This window comes from Microbispora hainanensis (assembly GCF_036186745.1).
Lineage (GTDB): Bacteria > Actinomycetota > Actinomycetes > Streptosporangiales > Streptosporangiaceae > Microbispora.
Map to the genome: position 1 here is coordinate 6,029,719 of NZ_CP108086.1, position 17,783 is coordinate 6,047,501.

At 72.3% G+C, this 17,783-nt stretch carries 15 protein-coding genes and 1 pseudogene; 2 read left to right on the plus strand and 14 right to left on the minus strand.

The features are described 5' to 3' along the window. Positions 1 to 11 precede the first annotated feature (11 nt). Positions 12 to 2,204 (minus strand): alpha-galactosidase, encoded by a 2,193-nt coding sequence (locus tag OHB01_RS27830; RefSeq protein ID WP_328710176.1) that lies wholly within the window; start codon positions 2,202 to 2,204, stop codon positions 12 to 14. A 305-nt stretch (positions 2,205 to 2,509) separates the two neighbouring features. Further along, on the minus strand, positions 2,510 to 3,556 hold the full coding sequence (locus OHB01_RS27835) for a LacI family DNA-binding transcriptional regulator (RefSeq protein WP_205830447.1): 1,047 nt from the start codon (positions 3,554 to 3,556) through the stop codon (positions 2,510 to 2,512). A 106-nt stretch (positions 3,557 to 3,662) separates the two neighbouring features. Here OHB01_RS27835 and OHB01_RS27840 point away from each other — a divergent pair, with 106 nt between their 5' ends. Beyond that, complete coding sequence (locus tag OHB01_RS27840; protein ID WP_328854179.1) at positions 3,663 to 4,520, plus strand: AraC family transcriptional regulator; 858 nt, start codon at positions 3,663 to 3,665, stop codon at positions 4,518 to 4,520. Between the two features lie 108 nt (positions 4,521 to 4,628). Here the strand turns inward: OHB01_RS27840 and OHB01_RS27845 are convergent, their stop codons facing one another. The 8 genes and pseudogenes from OHB01_RS27845 to OHB01_RS27880 form a co-directional block, all read right to left on the minus strand. Continuing rightward, positions 4,629 to 5,576 carry a hypothetical protein gene (locus OHB01_RS27845; RefSeq protein WP_147944226.1) on the minus strand — a complete coding sequence of 316 codons (948 nt, stop codon included), beginning with the start codon at positions 5,574 to 5,576 and terminating at the stop codon, positions 4,629 to 4,631. Positions 5,577 to 5,638: 62 nt separating this feature from the next. Next, positions 5,639 to 6,436 (minus strand): SDR family NAD(P)-dependent oxidoreductase, encoded by a 798-nt coding sequence (locus tag OHB01_RS27850; protein ID WP_328854180.1) that lies wholly within the window; start codon positions 6,434 to 6,436, stop codon positions 5,639 to 5,641. Next, positions 6,433 to 6,864, minus strand: a complete 432-nt coding sequence (locus OHB01_RS27855; RefSeq protein ID WP_328710889.1) for an NAD-binding protein — start codon at positions 6,862 to 6,864, stop codon at positions 6,433 to 6,435. Before OHB01_RS27855 ends, OHB01_RS27850 begins: the two co-directional genes overlap by 4 nt. Next, a pseudogene (locus OHB01_RS27860) lies at positions 6,859 to 7,329 on the minus strand (NAD(P)-dependent oxidoreductase); the annotation flags it as partial. The gene OHB01_RS27855 and the pseudogene OHB01_RS27860, both read right to left, overlap by 6 nt. A gap of 135 nt (positions 7,330 to 7,464) precedes the next feature. Next, complete coding sequence (locus OHB01_RS27865; protein ID WP_142648750.1) at positions 7,465 to 8,718, minus strand: MFS transporter; 1,254 nt, start codon at positions 8,716 to 8,718, stop codon at positions 7,465 to 7,467. Between the two features lie 209 nt (positions 8,719 to 8,927). After that, positions 8,928 to 10,694 (minus strand): thiamine pyrophosphate-dependent enzyme, encoded by a 1,767-nt coding sequence (locus OHB01_RS27870; protein ID WP_147944223.1) that lies wholly within the window; start codon positions 10,692 to 10,694, stop codon positions 8,928 to 8,930. 75 nt (positions 10,695 to 10,769) lie between these two features. After that, entirely contained in the window at positions 10,770 to 10,979 is a 210-nt protein-coding gene (locus OHB01_RS27875; protein ID WP_142648748.1) for a hypothetical protein, read from the minus strand. A 160-nt stretch (positions 10,980 to 11,139) separates the two neighbouring features. After that, positions 11,140 to 12,651 carry an MFS transporter gene (locus OHB01_RS27880; RefSeq protein WP_328854181.1) on the minus strand — a complete coding sequence of 504 codons (1,512 nt, stop codon included), beginning with the start codon at positions 12,649 to 12,651 and terminating at the stop codon, positions 11,140 to 11,142. Positions 12,652 to 12,774: 123 nt separating this feature from the next. On the opposite strand from OHB01_RS27880, the gene OHB01_RS27885 reads away from it, so the two are divergent. Then, positions 12,775 to 13,056, plus strand: a complete 282-nt coding sequence (locus tag OHB01_RS27885; RefSeq protein ID WP_419197553.1) for a MarR family transcriptional regulator — start codon at positions 12,775 to 12,777, stop codon at positions 13,054 to 13,056. Between the two features lie 29 nt (positions 13,057 to 13,085). Here the strand turns inward: OHB01_RS27885 and OHB01_RS27890 are convergent, their stop codons facing one another. The 4 genes from OHB01_RS27890 to OHB01_RS27905 all read right to left on the minus strand — a co-directional run bounded on the left by OHB01_RS27890 (position 13,086) and on the right by OHB01_RS27905 (position 17,764). Next, a complete protein-coding gene (locus OHB01_RS27890) occupies positions 13,086 to 14,126 on the minus strand; it encodes a PP2C family protein-serine/threonine phosphatase (RefSeq protein WP_147944220.1) in 1,041 nt (346 codons plus the stop codon). 227 nt (positions 14,127 to 14,353) lie between these two features. Next, positions 14,354 to 15,007: a potassium channel family protein gene (locus OHB01_RS27895; RefSeq protein ID WP_240971594.1), complete on the minus strand. Its 654-nt coding sequence runs from the start codon at positions 15,005 to 15,007 to the stop codon at positions 14,354 to 14,356. Between the two features lies 1 nt (position 15,008). Then, complete coding sequence (locus OHB01_RS27900) at positions 15,009 to 16,358, minus strand: TrkH family potassium uptake protein (RefSeq protein WP_142648744.1); 1,350 nt, start codon at positions 16,356 to 16,358, stop codon at positions 15,009 to 15,011. A gap of 230 nt (positions 16,359 to 16,588) precedes the next feature. Further along, entirely contained in the window at positions 16,589 to 17,764 is a 1,176-nt protein-coding gene (locus OHB01_RS27905; RefSeq protein WP_142648743.1) for a GDSL-type esterase/lipase family protein, read from the minus strand. Positions 17,765 to 17,783: the final 19 nt, after the last annotated feature.

Sequence of the window (17,783 nt, forward strand, 5' to 3'; positions counted from 1 at the left end):
GGCCCGGGATTTCAGAGCAGGGGGGATGAAACGGGCGAGGATGATGAGACGGGTGAAATACGCAATATTCGGGCGGAAGGGCCGGAAACCGGCTTGGTGAGGGTGAGCCGGCCCCGCTCCTGGTCCCACTCCACGTCCCAGGCGGGCAGATGGCGGGGATAGACGACCTCGACGTCCACCCGGCGTCCGGCGAGGTGCGGGAGGGACAGCGAGGCCGCCGCCGGCTCGTCCGTACGGCACCAGACCCCGGCGTACGTGTGACCGGGGGTGACGAGCCCGAGGCTGAGCCAGGGGTCGGCCCAGCCCGGGAGACCCAGCGGCCAGACGGGTGCGGCCTCGGCCAGGCCGGCGCGGATGCCCCGGTAGGCGGTGACGGCCGCCCTGACCGACTCGCGCTGCGCGGCGGTCATGGTGGGCAGGTGGCCGGACAGGTAGAGACGGCCCAGCATGCCGGTGCACAGGCTGTAGGCGACCCGCTCGTCGTCCATGTCCGGCTGGGGGTAGGCCCAGCTCGCGGACTGCTCCGGCAGCACGGACAGGGGAGCGGCCACCGCGATCGGCGGATACCGCAGGGGGTCCTGCTGGTCGCTGGTCGACTGGAGCTGCATCCGCGACAGCAGGGCGTAGTCCATGCGCATCGCGCCGGAGGCGCAGTTCTCCAGGATCAGGCCGGGATGACGGTCGAGGACCGCCTCCAGCCACGCCAGATGGGCCCGGTTGCAGGCGAGCAGCCCCGCGCCCGGGCTGACGGCGTGCACGTCGGTGCCCGCGCCGGGGTCGATGTTGTAGTCGAGCTTGAAGTAGCCCACGCCGAGCTGCTCCACGAGCCGGTCGACGACCTCGTCGAGGTGGGCGACGGCGGCCGGATGCCGCAGGTCGAGGTGATAGCGGCCGTGCTCGACGATCCTCGTGCCGCCGCGCTGCAGGAACGCCTCGGCGGGCAGCTTGTCGGCCATCGGGCTGCGCACGCCGATCACCTCGGGCTCCAGCCAGAGCCCCGGGATCATGCCACGCTCGCGGATGCGGCCGAGGACCTCCTCGATGCCCCGGGGGAACCGCGTCTGGGACGGCTGCCACTCGCCCACGCTGTCCCACCAGTCGCCGTCGTCGTCGTACCAGCCGGCGTCGATGCAGAACACCTCGGCGCCCGCCTCGGCGGCGGCGTCGATCAGCGGGAGCAGCTTCGCGGTCGTCGGGTCGCCCATGAGGGTGTTCATGTAGTCGTTGAACACCACGGGCAGGCGGGTCCGGTCCGGATGAGGGCGCAGCAGCGCGCGGCGGTGGGCGGTCAGCGCGGCGGCCGCGCCATGCAGTCCGTCATAGACACCCTGTAGTTCGTCATAGGCACCCTGCAGGCCGTCATAGGCACCGTGCGGCCCGCCGGAGGAGACGGTGACCGACGCCGGGACCGTGGTGAACGACTCGCCGGGGGCGAGGACGGTGTGCCACTGGTGGTCGATGTCGGTGGGGCCGAGCAACGCGACGTAGACGCCGTCCCTGCGCTCGCCGATCTCCCACCGCCACGGGCCGTTGTGCTCGATCTGCCACAGCCAGGCCCGGCCCGAGTGCGGGTCGAGCAGGCCCGCCGTGGGCAGGTGCTGCCCGGTCGACCAGGCGCCCGTGCTGGTGACGGCCAGGCGGCCCCGGCCGTCCTGGCCGTGCAGCGGCAGGTTGAGGTCGGCCATCTCCTCACGTAGCGGGCGTACGCGCCAGCGGCTCTCGCCGAGCCACTCGCTGTCGGCGCGTACGACCTGCAGCCCGTCGGCCGAGCCGGCCGGGAACCCGGCGGCGAACGAGGTCACGCCCAGCACCACCGCCTCCCGGACGCCCCGGTTGGTGATCGTCGTCCAGGACCGTACGGCCGGCACGCCCTCGGCCGAGCGCAGGTGCGCGTGCGCCTCCAGACCGGTGTGCTCGTCGCGGAGGGTGATCCGCAGCTCGTGCCACCGCCCGTCGCGGGCCTGCTCGGCCCCGACGTAGGTGAAGCGGCGGCCCACGGCGGTGTCGGAGAAGCGGTGGGAGGCCCGTGCGCGGCCCTGTCCAGCCAGCAGCACCTCCACGAGCGGCTGGGCGGGCGGCCTCGGCCCCGGGTCGCCCGCGCCCAGCTCGCGGATGCTCACCACACCGTCGGGTGATATGGCGATCACCACCCGCAGTGCCGAGTGCCCCCACACCAGGCTGGTCTCGGTGTGCCGTGCGTTCACCTGCGTCTCCTGACGATCGCGCCGGGTTCTCCGGAGGTCATTGCGGCGTGCGGGCGACGGCCCCTCGCGGGGAGAACGGCGGCGGGCGAGCCCTTCCCCTGTATGCGTGTGACCGGTCACATCCGCACGAATGCGAGTGTGACCGGTCACATCAGTAAGGGGAAGGGCCCGTTACGGTGTTGTTAACAACATCCGGCGACGCGCCCGGGCCGATCGTCAGCGCCACCTCGGCGGCGGGCTGCGCGAGGGCGCAGCGGCGGGCGACGCGAGGGCGCGGCCGTGGGGCACCGCCCCGTGAACCCGGCTTACCCGCGCGGGGGCGCCGTCGACTCGCGCACCACCAGCCGCGGCGGCGTCAGCGACACGGCAGGCTGCGGCTCCCCGGCGAGCTCGGCCAGCACCGCCGCCACCGTGGCGCGGCCCAGCCCGGCGAAGTCCATCTCCACCGTCGTGAGCGCCGGCGTCCAGTACGCCGAGCCGGGCACCCCGTCGAAGCCCACGATGCTCACGTCACCCGGCACGTCCTTGCCCGCCTCGAACAGGGCGCGGCGCACCGCCAGCGCGATGTCGTCGTTGCCGCACAGGATCGCGGTAACGCCGGGGTCGGCGGCCAGCGCCCGCCCCGCCTCGTACGCCGACCGCACGTCCCAGCCGGCCGGGACCACCGGGGGGACGGCCGCCCCGGCCTCGTCCAGCGCACGACGCCAGCCCGCGAGACGTCCGTTGTGCTCCGACTCCGACGGGATGGCCACGTGGTGGACGGTCCGGTGCCCGAGAGCCAGCAGGTGGCGCGTCGCCTCGGCCGACGCCTGCTGCTCGTCGAGGCAGATCGCCGGGCGGCCGACCACGGGCACGCCGGGCTCGATCGCCGCCGCGGCGGGCAGCGACTCGGGGAGCGCGCGCAGCACGGCGATGCCGGCCGCGTCGAACGCGATCACGATCACACCCCCGGCGCTCGGATCGCTGACGTAGTCGGCGGCGTTGCGGACGTCGCTCTCCCGGTCGGACTCGACCACTCGCACCCCGACGGCCAGGCCCTCGACCCGGGCCGCCTCCTCGATGCCCTGCAGCGTCGAGGCGTAGCCGTACAGCATGGTGTCGGAGGTGACCACCGTCACGCCCCGCGCCCGCCCCGACCCCAGCGCCCGGGCCACCCGGTTGGGCCGATACCGCAGCCGTTCGATGACCTCCATGACGGTCCGCCGCGTCTCGGCGCTCACCTTGGGCGAGGCGTTGAGCACCCGGGACACCGTCTGGCGGGACACGCCGGCCGCCGCCGCGACGTCGCGGATGCTCGGCACCGGCTCCCGGCCGGGACGCGGCGCGGGCACCTCGACAGGGGTTTCGTTCACGCCCCCATCGTGATCGGTGGGGCGAGCCGGGGTCAAAACCGCCGCGACCGAGCGATCACACGTCCCCGGTCCGTACGACGGCCGCGGACGCCGGTAGTCTCGGCGCGTGCGGCACGAGTCACCGGACAGCGGTGCGGACCTGCGCCGGCATCTGCCGGACGGCGGGACCCGGCCCGGCCACCGGCTGCGGTTCGGCTCCGGCGCCGCGGGCATCGAGCGGCTTGAGGCGTGTCTCGACGGCGAGGGATTCTCCACGCACCGCCACGACACGTACGCGATCGGGATGACGCTGCGGGGCGTGCAGACGTTCCGCTATCGCGGTGAGCAGCGGCACTGCCTGCCGGGGGATTGGCACGTCCTGCACCCCGACGAGCCGCACGACGGCGTGGCGGGCACCGACGAGGGGTTCGGCTACCGGATCATCTACCTCGACCCCGCCCTGGTCCAGGAGGCGCTGGGCGGGGCGCCGCTGCCGTTCGTCGCCGACCCCGTGATCGCGCGGCGCGACGCCGATCCCGCGCTCGCCGCGTGGCTGCGCGACATCGACGACCCGCTGGACGAGGCCGAACGGCTGACGCTCACGCTCCGGGTGGTCCGCACGCTCGTACGTCACTCCTCCGCGAGGCCGGGCAGGCGGGCTCCGCTGGCGCTGGAGGCGCTGACCCGGGTGCGCGACCTGATCGCCGACGACCCGACGACGCGGCACACGCTCGCGGACTTCGAGCAGGTCTCGGGCCTCGACCGGTGGACGGTCGCGCGGCAGTTCCGTGAGGCGTTCGGCACCAGCCCGACACGCTTCCGCACGATGCGGCAACTCGACCTGGCCCGGCGGCTGCTGCGCGACGGCGCGCCCCTGGCCGAGGCGGCCCAGCTCGCCGGGTTCGCCGACCAGGCCCACATGTCGCGCATGTTCAAGCGGGCCTACGGCCTCACGCCCGCGAAGTGGACCGCCGCGCTCGCCTGACGATCGGCGCCGTACTCCATCGGCTGGGTGCGTTGCGCGGTTCGTGCCGGCGATCATCTCCAGCGTCGGCTTCTGAGCCCAGGTGGCATGTGTCGGCCTTCCGGGCCGTCACTGGGCGAGGACGTAGCCTCCCACCGAGGACGGGATGACGAAGGAGTCGAGCCTGCGCAGCCGGTGCGTGGTGCGGTTCACCCGATACCAGGTGTGCGTCCTGCGCAGGTCGCCGTTCACGTGACGATCGGAGCGGGTCAGCACGTCGAGATGGCCCGCCCTGTCCCAGCGGGCCGCCAGGGCGGTCTCGCCCTTGTGAAGCCGGATGGGGATGCTGCTCTTCTTCGCGGTGGCGAGGTTGCGGGTGACGACCACGTTCTTCACCGAACCGCCGGTCTTCGTCCACTTCGGGGAGGCCACGGTGACGCCGTCGGGGCCGAGATCACCCCGCATGTAGACGGACCGCCGTAACGTCACCGACCACGTGCCGGTCGCGTAGAGCACCGCTCTCCGGTTGTCGCCCGCCATCATGCGCTTGCCGTCCGGGCTGAAGTCCCAGGTCTGGTATCCCCTCGGCAGGCTGAACACCTTCCCCGTAGTCGTGTCCGCGACGCGATTCACCTCCCATTCGGAGGCGTTCACCCCGCGCATGCCGAGGAACCGGCCGCCAGGGGAGAGGGTGAGCGCGTCCATCCGGAGGTCGTCCGGCCACGTGACGGTGGGCACCTCGCGCGTCTTGCCGGTGGCGGCCGCCCAGATCGTGAGCACGCCGTCCTTGCCCGCGAAGTACGCGGCGTGGGCGCCGTCCTGGGAGACGGCGACGACGCCGGCGACGGTGTACTCGCCGGGTGCCACGGTCCTGCGGGCGCCGGGGAGCGCGACGACGCGGCCGTCGCTCAGCCAGAGCTTCAACGGGCCGCAGGGCTGGCGGCCGCCGTCGGACTGGAGGCAGGCCCCGAGACCCGCATAACGGATCACGGGCGGGGCCGTCGCGGCCTCGGCCTGGGGGATGATCATGAACGTCGCGCCGGCCACCACGGCGGCCGGCGCTATTCGAGACAGCATCCCGACATCTTCGCACGATGCCGACATCAAGGATGGTGGTCGCGTCCTGTCAGGACGGGCACTCAGAGCCCGCCGTCGACGTTGAGCACGGCGCCGGTGACATACGACGCCTGGTCCGACAGCAGCCAGGCGACCGCCTCGGCGATCTCCTCCGGCCTGCCCGGACGCCCCATCGGGATGCGGGCCGCCACCCGCTCCGCCCGCCCCGGCTCTCCGGAACGGGCGTGGATCGTGGTGTCGATCGTCCCCGGCGCGACGGCGTTGACCCGGATGCCGGCCGGGGCGAGCTCCCGGGCCAGGCCCACGGTCAGCGTCTCGACCGCAGCCTTGGTCGCGGCGTAGGCGACGTACTCGTGCGGCGAGCCCGTGCGCGCCGCGACCGAGGAGACGTTCACGATCACCCTCCCGGACGACGACGCGGACGACGACGCGGACGACGACGCGGACGACGACGCGGACGCGGACGCAGACGCGGTCCAGCGCCGCGCCGCCTCCCGGCACAGCCGCACGGGCGCCACCAGGTTCACGTCGACGACCCGCCGCAGGTCGGCGTCGGTCAGACCGGTGAACGGCCCGATCCTGGTGGTCACCCCCGCGTTGTTGACCAGGCCGGTGACCTCCCCGGCCGCCTCGGCCAGCTCGAACAGCCGCTCCGGCGCGTCCTCCCCGGTCACGTCGAGCCGTACGCCGCGGACGAGGGCGCCGTCGCGGCCGAGCTCGTCCTCCAGCGCCTTGGCGTCCGTGTCGGAGCCGGAGTGGGTGAAGACGACGCCGAACCCGTCCGCGCACAGGCGGCGCACCGTGCTGCGGCCGATCCCGCGCGTCCCTCCGGTGACGATGACGACCGGGTGAGAGGTCATCGGCGTGCTCCTTCCCCGTCCGTCCTGGCCTCGATCGCGTGGACGACGGCGGCCATGTCCAGGTCGGCGTGGCCCAGCGCGAGGGTCTCGCCAAAGAGGCTATGGCAGACGTCCAGCAGCGGTGAGGCGATGCCGGCCCCACGGGCCGCCTCGGCGATGAGCCGGTTGTTCTTCAGCACGTCGGCGATGGCGGCCTGGGGGGCGAAGTCGCGCCCGGCCAGCTTGACCGCCTTCACCCGCGAGATGTCGCTCGCCATCTGGCCCGAGTTGAGCACGTCGACGAGCAGCTCGATGTCGAGGCCCTGGCGCTCGCCGAAGTGCAGCGACTCCGCGAGGCCGGTGACCGTGGTGATCAGGAAGATGTTGACCGCGAGCTTGGTCAGCAGCGCCTTGGGCGCGGGCCCGCACACCACCGTCTTGACGCACATCGGCTTCAGCAGCGGGCGGACCTCTTCAACGGCGTCCGGGCGGCCGGCGAGCATCGCCACCAGCCGCCCCTGCTCGGCCGGCACCCGGGAGCCGGAGATCGGCGCCTCGACGTAGCGGCCCCCGGCCGCGAGCACGTCGGTCTCCAGCTCCGCGGAGTAGGCGGGTGAGGTCGTGCCCATGTGCACCACGATCCGGCCGGCGACGTTGCGGGCGAAGGCGGGCGTGCCCCGCTCCAGCACCGCGTCGATCGCGGCCTCGTCGGCCAGCATGAGGATCACCACCCGCGCCCGCCGGAACACCTCGGCCGCGCTGCCCGCAACCCGCGCGCCCGCGGCGCGCAGCGGCTCGGCCCTGGCGGCCGTACGGTTCCACACCACGAGAGGGGTTCCCGCCCGGGCCAGGTTGAGCGCCATGGGCTGACCCATGATCCCGAGACCGACGAAGCCCACGTCCATCCGTTCGCCTCCCTGCGTACGTCCCGTGCCGCGGCGGCGGCACGCCGGGGACCGTTGTAGGCGACGGCGCGGCGGAGGTCTTGAACGATTGTGCCGCCCTCGCCGTCGCCGCCGCTGTCGTCGTCGCCGTTGCCGTCGCTGTCGTCACGCAGCGGCCGGCTCGCGCCGGCTCAGCGCCTCGTAGACGAGGGTTGCGGCGGCCACGACGGCGACGACGGCGCCGTAGACCAGCGAGGTGCCCCGCAGGCCCTGCGTGGTGATGGCGACCCCGGCGACCAGCGCCGGGATGCTGAACGCCAGATAGCTCACCACGTAGATCGCCGAGATCAGCGCGGCCCGCTCGTGCGGCGCCGCGAGCTGGCTGACCGTCCGGAAGGCGCCGAGGTACGCCGGCCCCCACCCGGCGCCCGCGACGAGCGCCGCCACGACGAAGAGGGGCAGCGACGACGACGCCACGGCGACGATCAGCAGGATCGTCCCGAGGAGGAGCAGCACCGTTCCCTCGCGCTGGAGGCGCTCCGGCGCGCGATTCCTGAGCAGCACCGACACGAGCGCCGAGACCGCGGCGAGCGCGCCGAGGACGAGGCCGATCGCCGCGTGGTTGTGCTCGCCGAACACCGCGCCGAGCAGCGACGCCCCGACGGAGAAGATCAGGCCGCCGAGCATCCAGGTGGAGAGCATGACCGGGACCGCGCGCAGGAACGCGCGCCTGGCCGGCGCGGGGACGAGCACCCTCGGGCGCAGCGTGGCGGCGGCGCCGGGAGTCCGCTCGACGGTCTCGGGAAGCACGGCCGTCGCGATCGCGAGGACGACGAACGCCGCCGTGAGAATCACGAAGATCAGCCGGGTGGGGTGCGGCGCGTACTCGATCAGCACCCCGCTCCCGACCGTGCCGATGCTCAGGCCCGCGGTGGTGGCCGCGCCGTTGATGAGCGATCCCAGCCGCGAGCCGTCGGCGGGTTGCAGGTCGAGCAGGTACGCACCGACCACACCGATCGCGGCGCCGGTCGCGAGGCCCTGGACGACGCGGGCGGCGACAAGGGCGGCTACGCCGTTCGCGCCGAGGAAGACGGCCATCGCGGCCGCCTCGGCGACCAGCGCCACGGCGAGGACCGGGCGGCGGCCGAGGAAGTCGGACAGCCGCCCCACGGTGAGCAGGCTGACCAGCAGCGCGAGCACGTAGACGGCGAAGATCGCCGTCAGCGTGAGGGCGCTGAAGCCGAACTCGGCCTGATAGACGGGATAAAGGGGGCTCGGCGCGCTCGAAGCGGACAGCAGGATGGCCGTGGTGCCCGCCACCAGCCAGAAGGCCGCCGCGCGCGGCAGGGCCGGGAGGCCGCGGCGTCTCACCGCCGGGGTGTCGAGGGCGTGCTGTCGTTCGTGCAGGCGACTTGTCATCGTGGCTCCGGCTATGGTTCGAAATAGTTCGAACGGTTGTAACCGCCGCGCCCCGGATTTAGTTCCAAAAATCTCGAAATGTTGGGAATGTGAGCTCCCTCACACCGAGCCGGGTCAGGCCCGTGATGCGACGTACATCGTAGGCGGCGATGACCCGGTCGGCGGCCCTCGCGCCCGCCCCTGCCGACTCCGACCGGCTCCCGCGACCGTCAGGACAGCAGCTCGTTGATCTTGTCGCGGGCGACCGTGGCGAGCACGCCCGCCTTGTGCGGCTGGCCGCGCAGGAACGCCTCGGTGAAGTGCTTGGCCTGCTCATACCTGACCTTGCCCGGCATGGGCGGCTCGTTGGGATTGACGTCGCAGTCCACCAGCGCCGGCCCGTCGTGCGCCAGTGCCTCCCGGATCGCGCCCGGCAGGTCCTTCGGGTCCTTGATCTTCGCGCCGTACGCCCCGCAGGCGCGGGCCCAGGCGGAGAAGTCGGCCTCGGGCCGCCGGTGCCGCACGGCGTACTCGGGGTAGCCGAGGATGATCTGCTCCCAGAGGATCTGCCCGTAGCTGTTGTTGTTGTTGACCACGACCTTGATGGGCAGGTCGTGCCGCACGGCCGTGAGGAAGTCGGCCATGAGCATGGCGAACCCGCCGTCGCCCACGAACGCGATCACCTGGCGGCCGGGGAAGGCGTGCTGCATCCCGATGGCGTACGGCAGGCCGGGGGCCATCGTGGCGAGGTTGCCCGACAGGTAGAACTCCCGTCCGTCGCGGATCGTCCAGTGCCGCGCGGCCCACGTCGCGATGGTCCCGGAGTCGCAGGTCAGGATGGCGTCGCCGGAGGCCGCCTCGTCGACGCAGCCCATGAGGTACTGCGGGGCGATCGGATCACGGCTCGGGTCCTCCAGCGCCCGCATGTCGCGCCGCCAGGCGTCCATCCTGCGCTGGTACTTCTCCAGAAACGACCGCTCCTTCGCCGGGCCGAGCATCGGCAGCAGCGCCCGCAGCGCGAGCCTGGCGTCGGCGGCGACCGGGGCCTCGGTCGGCCGCCGGATGCCGAGCAGGGCGGGATCGGCGTCGATCTGCACCACCCGGGCCTGCCCCTCGGGCGGCAGGTACTTCCCGTAGGGGAAGGACGTGCCGACCATCAGCAGCGTGTCGCACTCCTCCATGAGCTCCTCGCTCGGCGCGGTGCCGAGCAGGCCGAGCCCGCCGGTGGTGAGCGGATGGTCGTCGGGCACCACGAACTTCCCGGGGAGGGTCTTCACGATCGGGCTGCCCAGCCTGCCGGCGACCGCCAGCACCTCCTCGCGGGCGTGCCGCGCGCCGACGCCGACGAGCATGGCGATCTTCCGGCCCTGCCGCAGCACCTCCGCCGCCCGCGCCAGGTCCTCCTCGACCGGCCGCAGCGGCGGGAGAGAGCAGGTCGTCAGGCTCGCGGGAGGGGTGCCGGGGCTGACGTGCCGGTAGGGGTCCTCGCTCGCGGGCGCCACCTGGATGTCGTTGGGGAAGGTCAGGTGCGACACCGTCCGCCTGGTCAGCGCGGTGCGCACCGCGAGGTCGACCACGCCGGGCACCTGCTGCGGGTTGGTGACCATCAGGTTGTAGGCGGCGAGGTCCTGATAGAGACGGTCGAGGTGGACCTCCTGCTGATAGTGGGTGCCCAGCACCGAGGTCTCCTGCATGCCGGTCAGGGCCAGCACGGGCACGTGGTCGAGCTTGGCGTCGTACAGGCCGTTCAGCAGGTGGATGGCGCCCGGCCCCGAGGTCGCGGCGCACACGCCGAGTCGGCCGGTCGCCTTCGCGTAGCCGGTCGCCATGAACGCGGCGGCCTCCTCGTGGTGCACCAGGATGAAGCGCAGCTTCTCCCGGTGCCGGCGGAACCCCTCCATCAGGCCGTTGATCCCGTCACCGGGGAGCCCGAAGATCGTGTCGACCCCCCACTCCACCAGCCGCCGGGCCAGGCTCTCACCCACGATCTCGGTCATGTCCGCCTCCGATTGCATTCGACCGTACGGGCGGGTTCCGCGGCGATCCCGTTCAGCGTTCCGCGACGGTCCCGGTCAGCGGGAGGCGGCACGGTGGCCGCACCACCAGCCGAGGGCGTACGCGGAGACGAGACCGGCGGCGACGGCCAGCCGCTTCGGGGACGACACGACCGACCTGACCTGCTTCAGGGCGCCCTTCGGATCGGCCACGGCACCCGCCACGCTGCCGATCGCCGACGTCAGGGTGTCGCCCGCGCGCTTCACCACGGTGCTCTGCACGTTCATGATCGACACCTCGTATGCGACACCTGCGTCATCGACACCTTCGTGATCGACACCTTCGTGATCCGGCATCGAACGGCTCGCCCGATGGGCCCTTCCCGGCACCCGTACGCGTAAACGACGCCGCAGGTCACGGGGATTTGGGGTGCGGCAGACCGGCGCATCACGTCGCCTCGCGACGGGTATCGTCGGCCTGCCCGGCCTGCCCGGCCTGCCCGGTTTTCACGGGGCCGGAGGGCAGCAGGAAGCTCGCCAGGAAGCTCACCCCCAGCAGGCCGACGATGACCCACAGGGCCTGCTCGCTCGAGCGGAGGAAGACCGCGACGGTGGCCGCCGTCTCCGTGGCGTTGCCTGCCAGCAGGCTGAAGAAGACGGTGCCGATGACGGCGATTCCCGCCGCGGAGCCGAGCTGCACCGTCGTGTTCACGACCCCGGAGGCCGAGCCCGCGTGGCGCGCGGAGACCCGGGCCAGGGCGATGTTCACGAGGGTCGCCGAGACGCAGGCCAGGCCGATGCCGGCGACGACCATGGCGGGAAGCAGATTCCAGGGGCTGAGGCCGGCGCCGTTGCGGTGCAGGGTGTAGATCATGCCGGCCACCGCGCCCCCCATCACGACGGAGCCGACGGCGACCACCAGGCGGCCGGCACGCGGGGCGAGCCGGGTGGCCGCCCCCGAGCCGATGATCACGCCGAACGCGAACGGGAGGAAGGTCAGGCCCGCGCGGAGCGGGGTGTAGCCGAGCGCGATCTGCAGGTGCAGCGTCAGGACGAAGAAAAAGCTGCCGCCGGTGAAGAAGACCAAGGCCACCACCAGGCCGGGAATGACGCCGCGCTCCCGGAACAGGCCGAGGTCGACGAGCGGGGAGTCGTCCCTGCGGGTCCTGCCCCGCTCGTACGCCACAAAGATGACCAGCAGGGGGAGAGCGGCCGCCATCGAGATGAAGGTCCACAGAGGCCAGCCGAGCTCGCGGCCCTGCACCAGTGGGTAGAACACCGCCACCAGGGCGAGCGTGATGAGCACGACGCCGACGAGATCGAGCCGGCGCGTGTGCTCGGCTCGGGACTCGGGCATGAGCGCGGCGGTGCCGAGGAAGGCGGCGGCACCGATCGGAACGTTGATCAGGAAGATGGTGCGCCAGTCCCAGCCGAAGAGGTCGGCGTCGATGAGCAGACCTCCCAGCAGCGGCCCGCTGACACCGGCGAGGGCCAGGACCATGCCGTACAGGCCGAGTGCCCGGGGACGCTCCGCGGCGCTGAAACCGACCTGGATGTAGGTCAGGACCTGCGGGATCATCACCGCGGCCAGCGCGCCCTGCAGGACGCGCGCGCCGATCAGGGTCTCGGGGCCCTGCGCGGCCCCCGCCAGCGCCGAGGCGATCGTGAAGCCCACGATGCCGGCGAGGAAGGTCTTCTTGCGGCCGAAGACGTCGCCGAGGCGGCCGCCGGTGATGAGCATGAGCGCGAAGGCCAGGGCATAGCTGGCCGCCACCCACTGCAGGTCGGCGTCGGTGGCCCGGAGGTCCTTCTGTATCTCCGGCAGGCCCACGGTGACGATGGTGTTGTCCACCAGGTCCATGAAGGCGGCGAGGAGGACGACCAGGAGCGCGGGCCACCGCCTGGCGCTCGGCCCTGCCTCGGGACCGGACGCTCGCGCGTCCTGTGACGTGACGGACATGGAACGACGCTCCTGACTGCCGGGGATCGAGGAGGGCCCCGGGATCCCGGCCGAAGTAGTCTCTTTTGCAGAGCAAGCAGGAAGGGGCCGATAACCGCCGGTCAGCTCGCCGAGCTCACCGGGTTGACCAGCGGCGCCGTCACCGGCGTGATCGACCGCTTGGAGAAGCCGGGGTACGTCCGCCGGGTCCGCGACGCCGGGGACCGGCGGAGAGTGATCATCGAGCCGATCCCGGAGCACGAACTGCCCATCAACGCCTCGATGGAGGCCGGCGTCAGGACGCTTGACGAGCTGCTGGAGGACTACAGCGACGAGCAGCTCGCGGTGATCCACGACTTTCTGCGCCGCTCGGTCGCCATGACCGAGCGCGCGACGGCGGGCGCGCGGGAGCGCCCGGGCCGATAGCGGTCAGAGGAGGCCGGCGGAGAGCCCGCTCATCCGGGATGACGACGGAGCAGGAGCATCGCGGCGTCGTCGGGGAAGGGGCCGCCGGCGTGGCGCAGCAGGTCGGCGCGCAGCCCGTCGAGGGCCACCTGGGGATCGGTGCCGCGCAGCAGATGGGCCCGCTCCGTGAGCGGGTAGAAGCGGCCCTGCCGGTCGCGGCACTCGATCACGCCGTCGGTGTAGAAGAGGATCTGGTCGCCCTCCTCGAACGGCACCCGGTGGGGCTTGGGCCGCGGCGAGCCGAGCCCGCCGAGCCCCAGCGGGAGGGCCTCCTCCTGCGGCTCCGCGAAATACACGCCGCCGTCGCGCCGCAGCACGAGCGGGGCGGGGTGGCCGCAGTTGAGCAGCGAGATCTCCCCCTCGTGCACCTCCGCGAGTATGGCGGTGACGAACTTCTCGCCGCTCAGGTGCCGGGCCAGGCTGGTCTCCACCCGCTCGACCACACCGGCGAGCTCGGACTGGTCGTAGGCCGCCTCGCGGAACGCGCCGAGCACCCACGCCGCGGTCTCCACCGCCTCCAGGCCCTTGCCCTGCACGTCGCCGATGAGGATCCGCACGCCCTCCGGGGTGGTCACCACCTCGTAGAGGTCGCCGCCGATCTGGGCCTCCGCCGCGGCGGAGGTGTAGGAGAGCGCGATCCGCAGGTCGCTCGCGCGGCGGGGGACCGGGCGCAGGAGCACCCGCTGGGCCGCCTCGGCGACCAGCCGGACGTTGGCCAGCTCGCGCTCGCGCCGGTTGCGCAGGCGGCTGGCCAGCATGCTCGCGCCGGTGACGCCGACGATCGCCGTCAGGGTGAGATTGTTGCTCGTACGGCCGAGCAGGCCGTCGTACACGGCGAGGGGGACGCAGATGACGAGGGCCAGCAGCCCCACCACGGCCGTGCGGCGCACGCTGCCCGCGACCGACGCGAAGGCCGGGCCCAGCGTGAGGAGCGGCAGGAAGCCCACCCCCGGCCCGGTGATCAGGTCGACGATGACGACCAGGAGAATCGCGATGAACGGCAACGCACGCAAGATGCTCTGGGAACTCATCGCGACTCCATAGCCGGCCCCCACGTCAGCACATGATTCCTTTGGTGGCTTTACTCTTTCCCGCGTAGTGAACACGACACTCCCCTATGCCCGCGACGGATGGCACCATTTCGGGCCGGACGGTCAAGTCGCGGCGGGCCCCACCTGATCACTACGAGTAGTGACGTTACTCGAATTCGTGACGCCGTGGCCGGTAAAGCAGGACATCCGGCCTTCCTCGCTCGCCGTCACGGCAGCTCCGCGAAGCGTTCGACCTGGTCCGTACGGCCGGACACGATGATGACGTCGCCATAGCCGAGCTCGGTCTCGGCGGTGGCGTAGGTGAACTCCTCGTCCGGCCGCTTGACCGCCACCACCGTCACCCCGTACTTGCGGCGCAGGCTCGACTCGCCGAGGGGCACTCCGACGTACTCCTTGGGCGGGAGGGTCTTGACCAGAGCGAAGTTCTCGTCGACCTCCATGTAGTCGAGCAGCCGCCCGCTCACCAGGTGGGCCACGCGCTCGCCCATGTCGTGCTCGGGGAAGACCACGTGCTGGACGCCGATCCGGCTGAGGATGCGGCCGTGCTGCCGGCTCACGGCCTTGGCCCAGATGTCGTCGATCTCCATCTCGACCAGCAGCGACGAGGTGAGGATGCTCGCCTCCAGGTCGCTGCCGATGGCGCACACCGCGCGGTAGAAGTCCGGCAGGCCGAGCTGGCGCAACGCCTCGGGGTCGGTGGCGTCGGCCGTGGCGATGTGCGTGATCTGGCCCGCGAGGCTCTGCACCACCTTGGGGCGGTGGTCGATGGCGAGCACCTCGGTGCCGCGCCGCACCAGCTCCAGGGCGAGCGCGGTGCCGAAGCGGCCGAGACCGATCACGGCCACGGGGTCGTTTCTCATGTCAGCCAACGATGACCTCCTCCTCCGGTAATTCATAGCGCCGTCCGCGCTCCTTGAGCGCCAGGGCGGAGCCCAGCGTGAGCGGGCCGATCCGGCCGACGAACATCAGCAGCGTGAGAAGCACCTGCGCGGCGGGGGAGGCGGCCGAGGCCACGCCGACGGACAGCCCGGTCGTGCCGAAGGCTGAGACGACCTCGAACAGCACGTGGTCGAGGGACTGCGGCGACAGCACCAGCAGGACGTAGGTGAAGAGCGCGACCAGGGCCACGCTCAGCACGGTCAGCGAGACCGCCTGCCGCTGCGCGGCCTCGGTGAGGCGGCGGTGGCCGATGTTCACCCGGCTCTCGCCGCGCAGCTCGGCCCAGACGATGAAGGTCAGCAGGCCCAGCGTGGTGACCTTGATGCCGCCCGCGGTGCCCGCGCTGCCGCCGCCGACGAACATCAGCAGCTCGGTGACGAGCCAGCTTGAGGGGTGCATCTGCGTGATGTCGAGGCTGTTGAACCCGGCGCTGCGCGGCATGACGGCGGTGAAGAACGCGGCGAGCAGCTTGCCGTGCTCGTCCATCGGCCCGAGCGTGCGGGGGTTGGTCCACTCCGTGACGAGGAAGACCAGGGTGCCGCCCGCCAGCAGGACGGCGGTGACCGTGAGCGTGATGCGGGTCAGCAGCGACCAGCGGCTCGGGCGGCGCCAGGATCGGCGCAGCTCGAACACCACGGGATAGCCGAGCCCGCCCACGATCACCGCCGCCGCGACGGTCAGGCAGACCCAGGGATCGGCGGCGAACCGCATAAGGCTGTCGGGCCACAGCGCGAAACCGGCGTTGTTGAACGACGAGACCGCGTGGAACAGGCCCAGGTAGAGGCCGCGCCCGACGGGCTCGCCGTAGCCGAGCACGAACCTGAGCGTGAGGACGGTTCCCACGACCGCCTCGCACGTCAGGTTGAACAGCACCACCTTGCCCACGACGCGGCGCAGGTCGCTGCCGTTGAGCACCCGGGTCTCGGCCTGCGCGGACAACCGGGCCCGCAGGCCCAGCCTGCGCGAGACGAGCAGGGTGAAGACGGTCGCCAGGGTCATGATGCCGAGACCGCCCACCTGGATCAGCACGGCGATGACCACCTCGCCGAACGCCGACCAGTGCGTGGCCGTGTCGACGACGGTCAGCCCGTTCACGCACACCGCCGACGTCGCGGTGAACAGGGCGGTGAGCCAGTCCGCGGGCACTCCGGAGGCCGTGGCGAGCGGGCTGGACAGCAGGACGGTCCCCAGGATGATCGTCACCCCGAACACCGTCGTGATCACCTGCGCCGGCTGGTTGAAACGCGCCACCATGGCCCAGAACAGCTTCATGCGCGAGGCTCTCCGCCGTCGCGGTCCCGTACGCGTCCGCGCGGGCGGCCACGTCGGGCGGGGATCCCGCGCCCGTGGCCGAGGCGGCGGGCCGACTGCGATACCACCGAGACCTCCGTGGGGGCAGCGGACGACGGCGCCGACCCGACTTCCCGGCACACCGCGGCCTACCGTAACAGCACCTTTCCGCCCGGGCACATCGGGGCTGTCACCGCCGGAGGGAATTCCGATCAGCCGGACGTGGCCGCGAACGGGCCGCCTGCGCCGAACACGAGCCGGGCGAAGTTGTCGCCGATGCGGCGATGTCCCGCAGGGCCGGGGTGCACCTCGTCGGGCAGCGGCAGTTCCGCGTAGTCGGCCTCGCCGTAAAGGTCGCGGCCGTCGAGGTAGTGCAGGTGCGGGTCGTCGGACGCCCGCCGCAGCACGATCCGGGCGAGCTCGTCGCGTACGACGTTGAGCGTCAGCCGCCCGGCGGCGCGCTCGGCCGGGTCGCCCGTGGCCCTGAACCGCACGGTCCCGCCCTGGAAGTCGGGCGCGAGCGGGCCGGGGGTGTCCTCCTGCACCGGGCACAGGATGGAGGACACGACCAGCAGCGGCGTGGCCGGGTGTCCCTCGCGGATCGTGTCGAGGAAGCCGTGGACCGCGGGGGTGAACGCGCGCAGGCGCATCACGTCGCCGTTGACGATGTTGATGCCGATCTTGACGCTGATCAGGTCGGCGGGGGTGTCCCGTATCGTGCGGGCGGTGAACGGGTCGAGCATCGCGCTGCCGCCGAACCCCAGGTTGATCAGCTCGACTCCGCCCGCGGCGGCGGCGAGGGCGGGCCAGATGGCGGTGGGGTGGGCGGCGTTCGAGCCGTGGCTGATGGAGCTGCCGTGGTGCAGCCACACCCTGCGCCCGCCGTCCGGCGCCGGCTCGATCGGGGCGTCGGTGCGCAGGGCGATCAGCTCGGTGATCTCCGTATGCGGAAGCCAGATCTCGACGGTCTTGTCGCGCGCGGGCAGATCGGCGAACCGGGCGGTTCCCGGAGGCCCCTCCCGCAGCTCGACCGACTGGGTGGCCATGTCGATCACCCGGACGTTGCCGCCGCTCACGGTCGCCTGGGCCGTGAGGCGGCCGTCGACGAGCAGGTCGTAGGCGCCGTCCGCCGGGGCGGGCAGGCCCAGATAGGCCCTCTTGGTGGGCAGCGCGTCGAGCTCGACGGTGGTCGCCCGGGTCCGGAACGCCAGCCGTACGCCGGACGGCTGGGCCTCGGCCATGGCCAGTTGCCCGTCGGGGATCTGCCGGCGGGCCCAGGCGGGCAGCCGGTGCGGCAGCAGGCCGTGCGCCGTGCGTTCCACGTCGAGGGCGCCGCGCAGGAGGTCGGCGGTGACGGGTGTGGTGATTCGGTCGTGTTCGATGCTCATCGCCTCAGCCTGTTCGTGA

Excerpts from the sequence above, each read along its gene's own strand:
- OHB01_RS27880 (WP_328854181.1), bottom strand. The coding sequence starts at position 12,651 with ATGTCCGTCACGTCACAGGACGCGCGAGCGTCCGGTCCCGAGGCAGGG.
- OHB01_RS27895 (WP_240971594.1), bottom strand. The coding sequence starts at position 15,007 with ATGAGAAACGACCCCGTGGCCGTGATCGGTCTCGGCCGCTTCGGCACC.
- OHB01_RS27890 (WP_147944220.1), bottom strand. The coding sequence starts at position 14,126 with ATGAGTTCCCAGAGCATCTTGCGTGCGTTGCCGTTCATCGCGATTCTC.
- OHB01_RS27905 (WP_142648743.1), bottom strand. The coding sequence starts at position 17,764 with ATGAGCATCGAACACGACCGAATCACCACACCCGTCACCGCCGACCTC.
- OHB01_RS27865 (WP_142648750.1), bottom strand. The coding sequence starts at position 8,718 with ATGACAAGTCGCCTGCACGAACGACAGCACGCCCTCGACACCCCGGCG.
- OHB01_RS27850 (WP_328854180.1), bottom strand. The coding sequence starts at position 6,436 with ATGACCTCTCACCCGGTCGTCATCGTCACCGGAGGGACGCGCGGGATC.
- OHB01_RS27875 (WP_142648748.1), bottom strand. The coding sequence starts at position 10,979 with ATGAACGTGCAGAGCACCGTGGTGAAGCGCGCGGGCGACACCCTGACG.
- OHB01_RS27845 (WP_147944226.1), bottom strand. The coding sequence starts at position 5,576 with ATGCTGTCTCGAATAGCGCCGGCCGCCGTGGTGGCCGGCGCGACGTTC.
- OHB01_RS27855 (WP_328710889.1), bottom strand. The coding sequence starts at position 6,864 with ATGTGCGTCAAGACGGTGGTGTGCGGGCCCGCGCCCAAGGCGCTGCTG.
- OHB01_RS27870 (WP_147944223.1), bottom strand. The coding sequence starts at position 10,694 with ATGACCGAGATCGTGGGTGAGAGCCTGGCCCGGCGGCTGGTGGAGTGG.
- OHB01_RS27900 (WP_142648744.1), bottom strand. The coding sequence starts at position 16,358 with ATGAAGCTGTTCTGGGCCATGGTGGCGCGTTTCAACCAGCCGGCGCAG.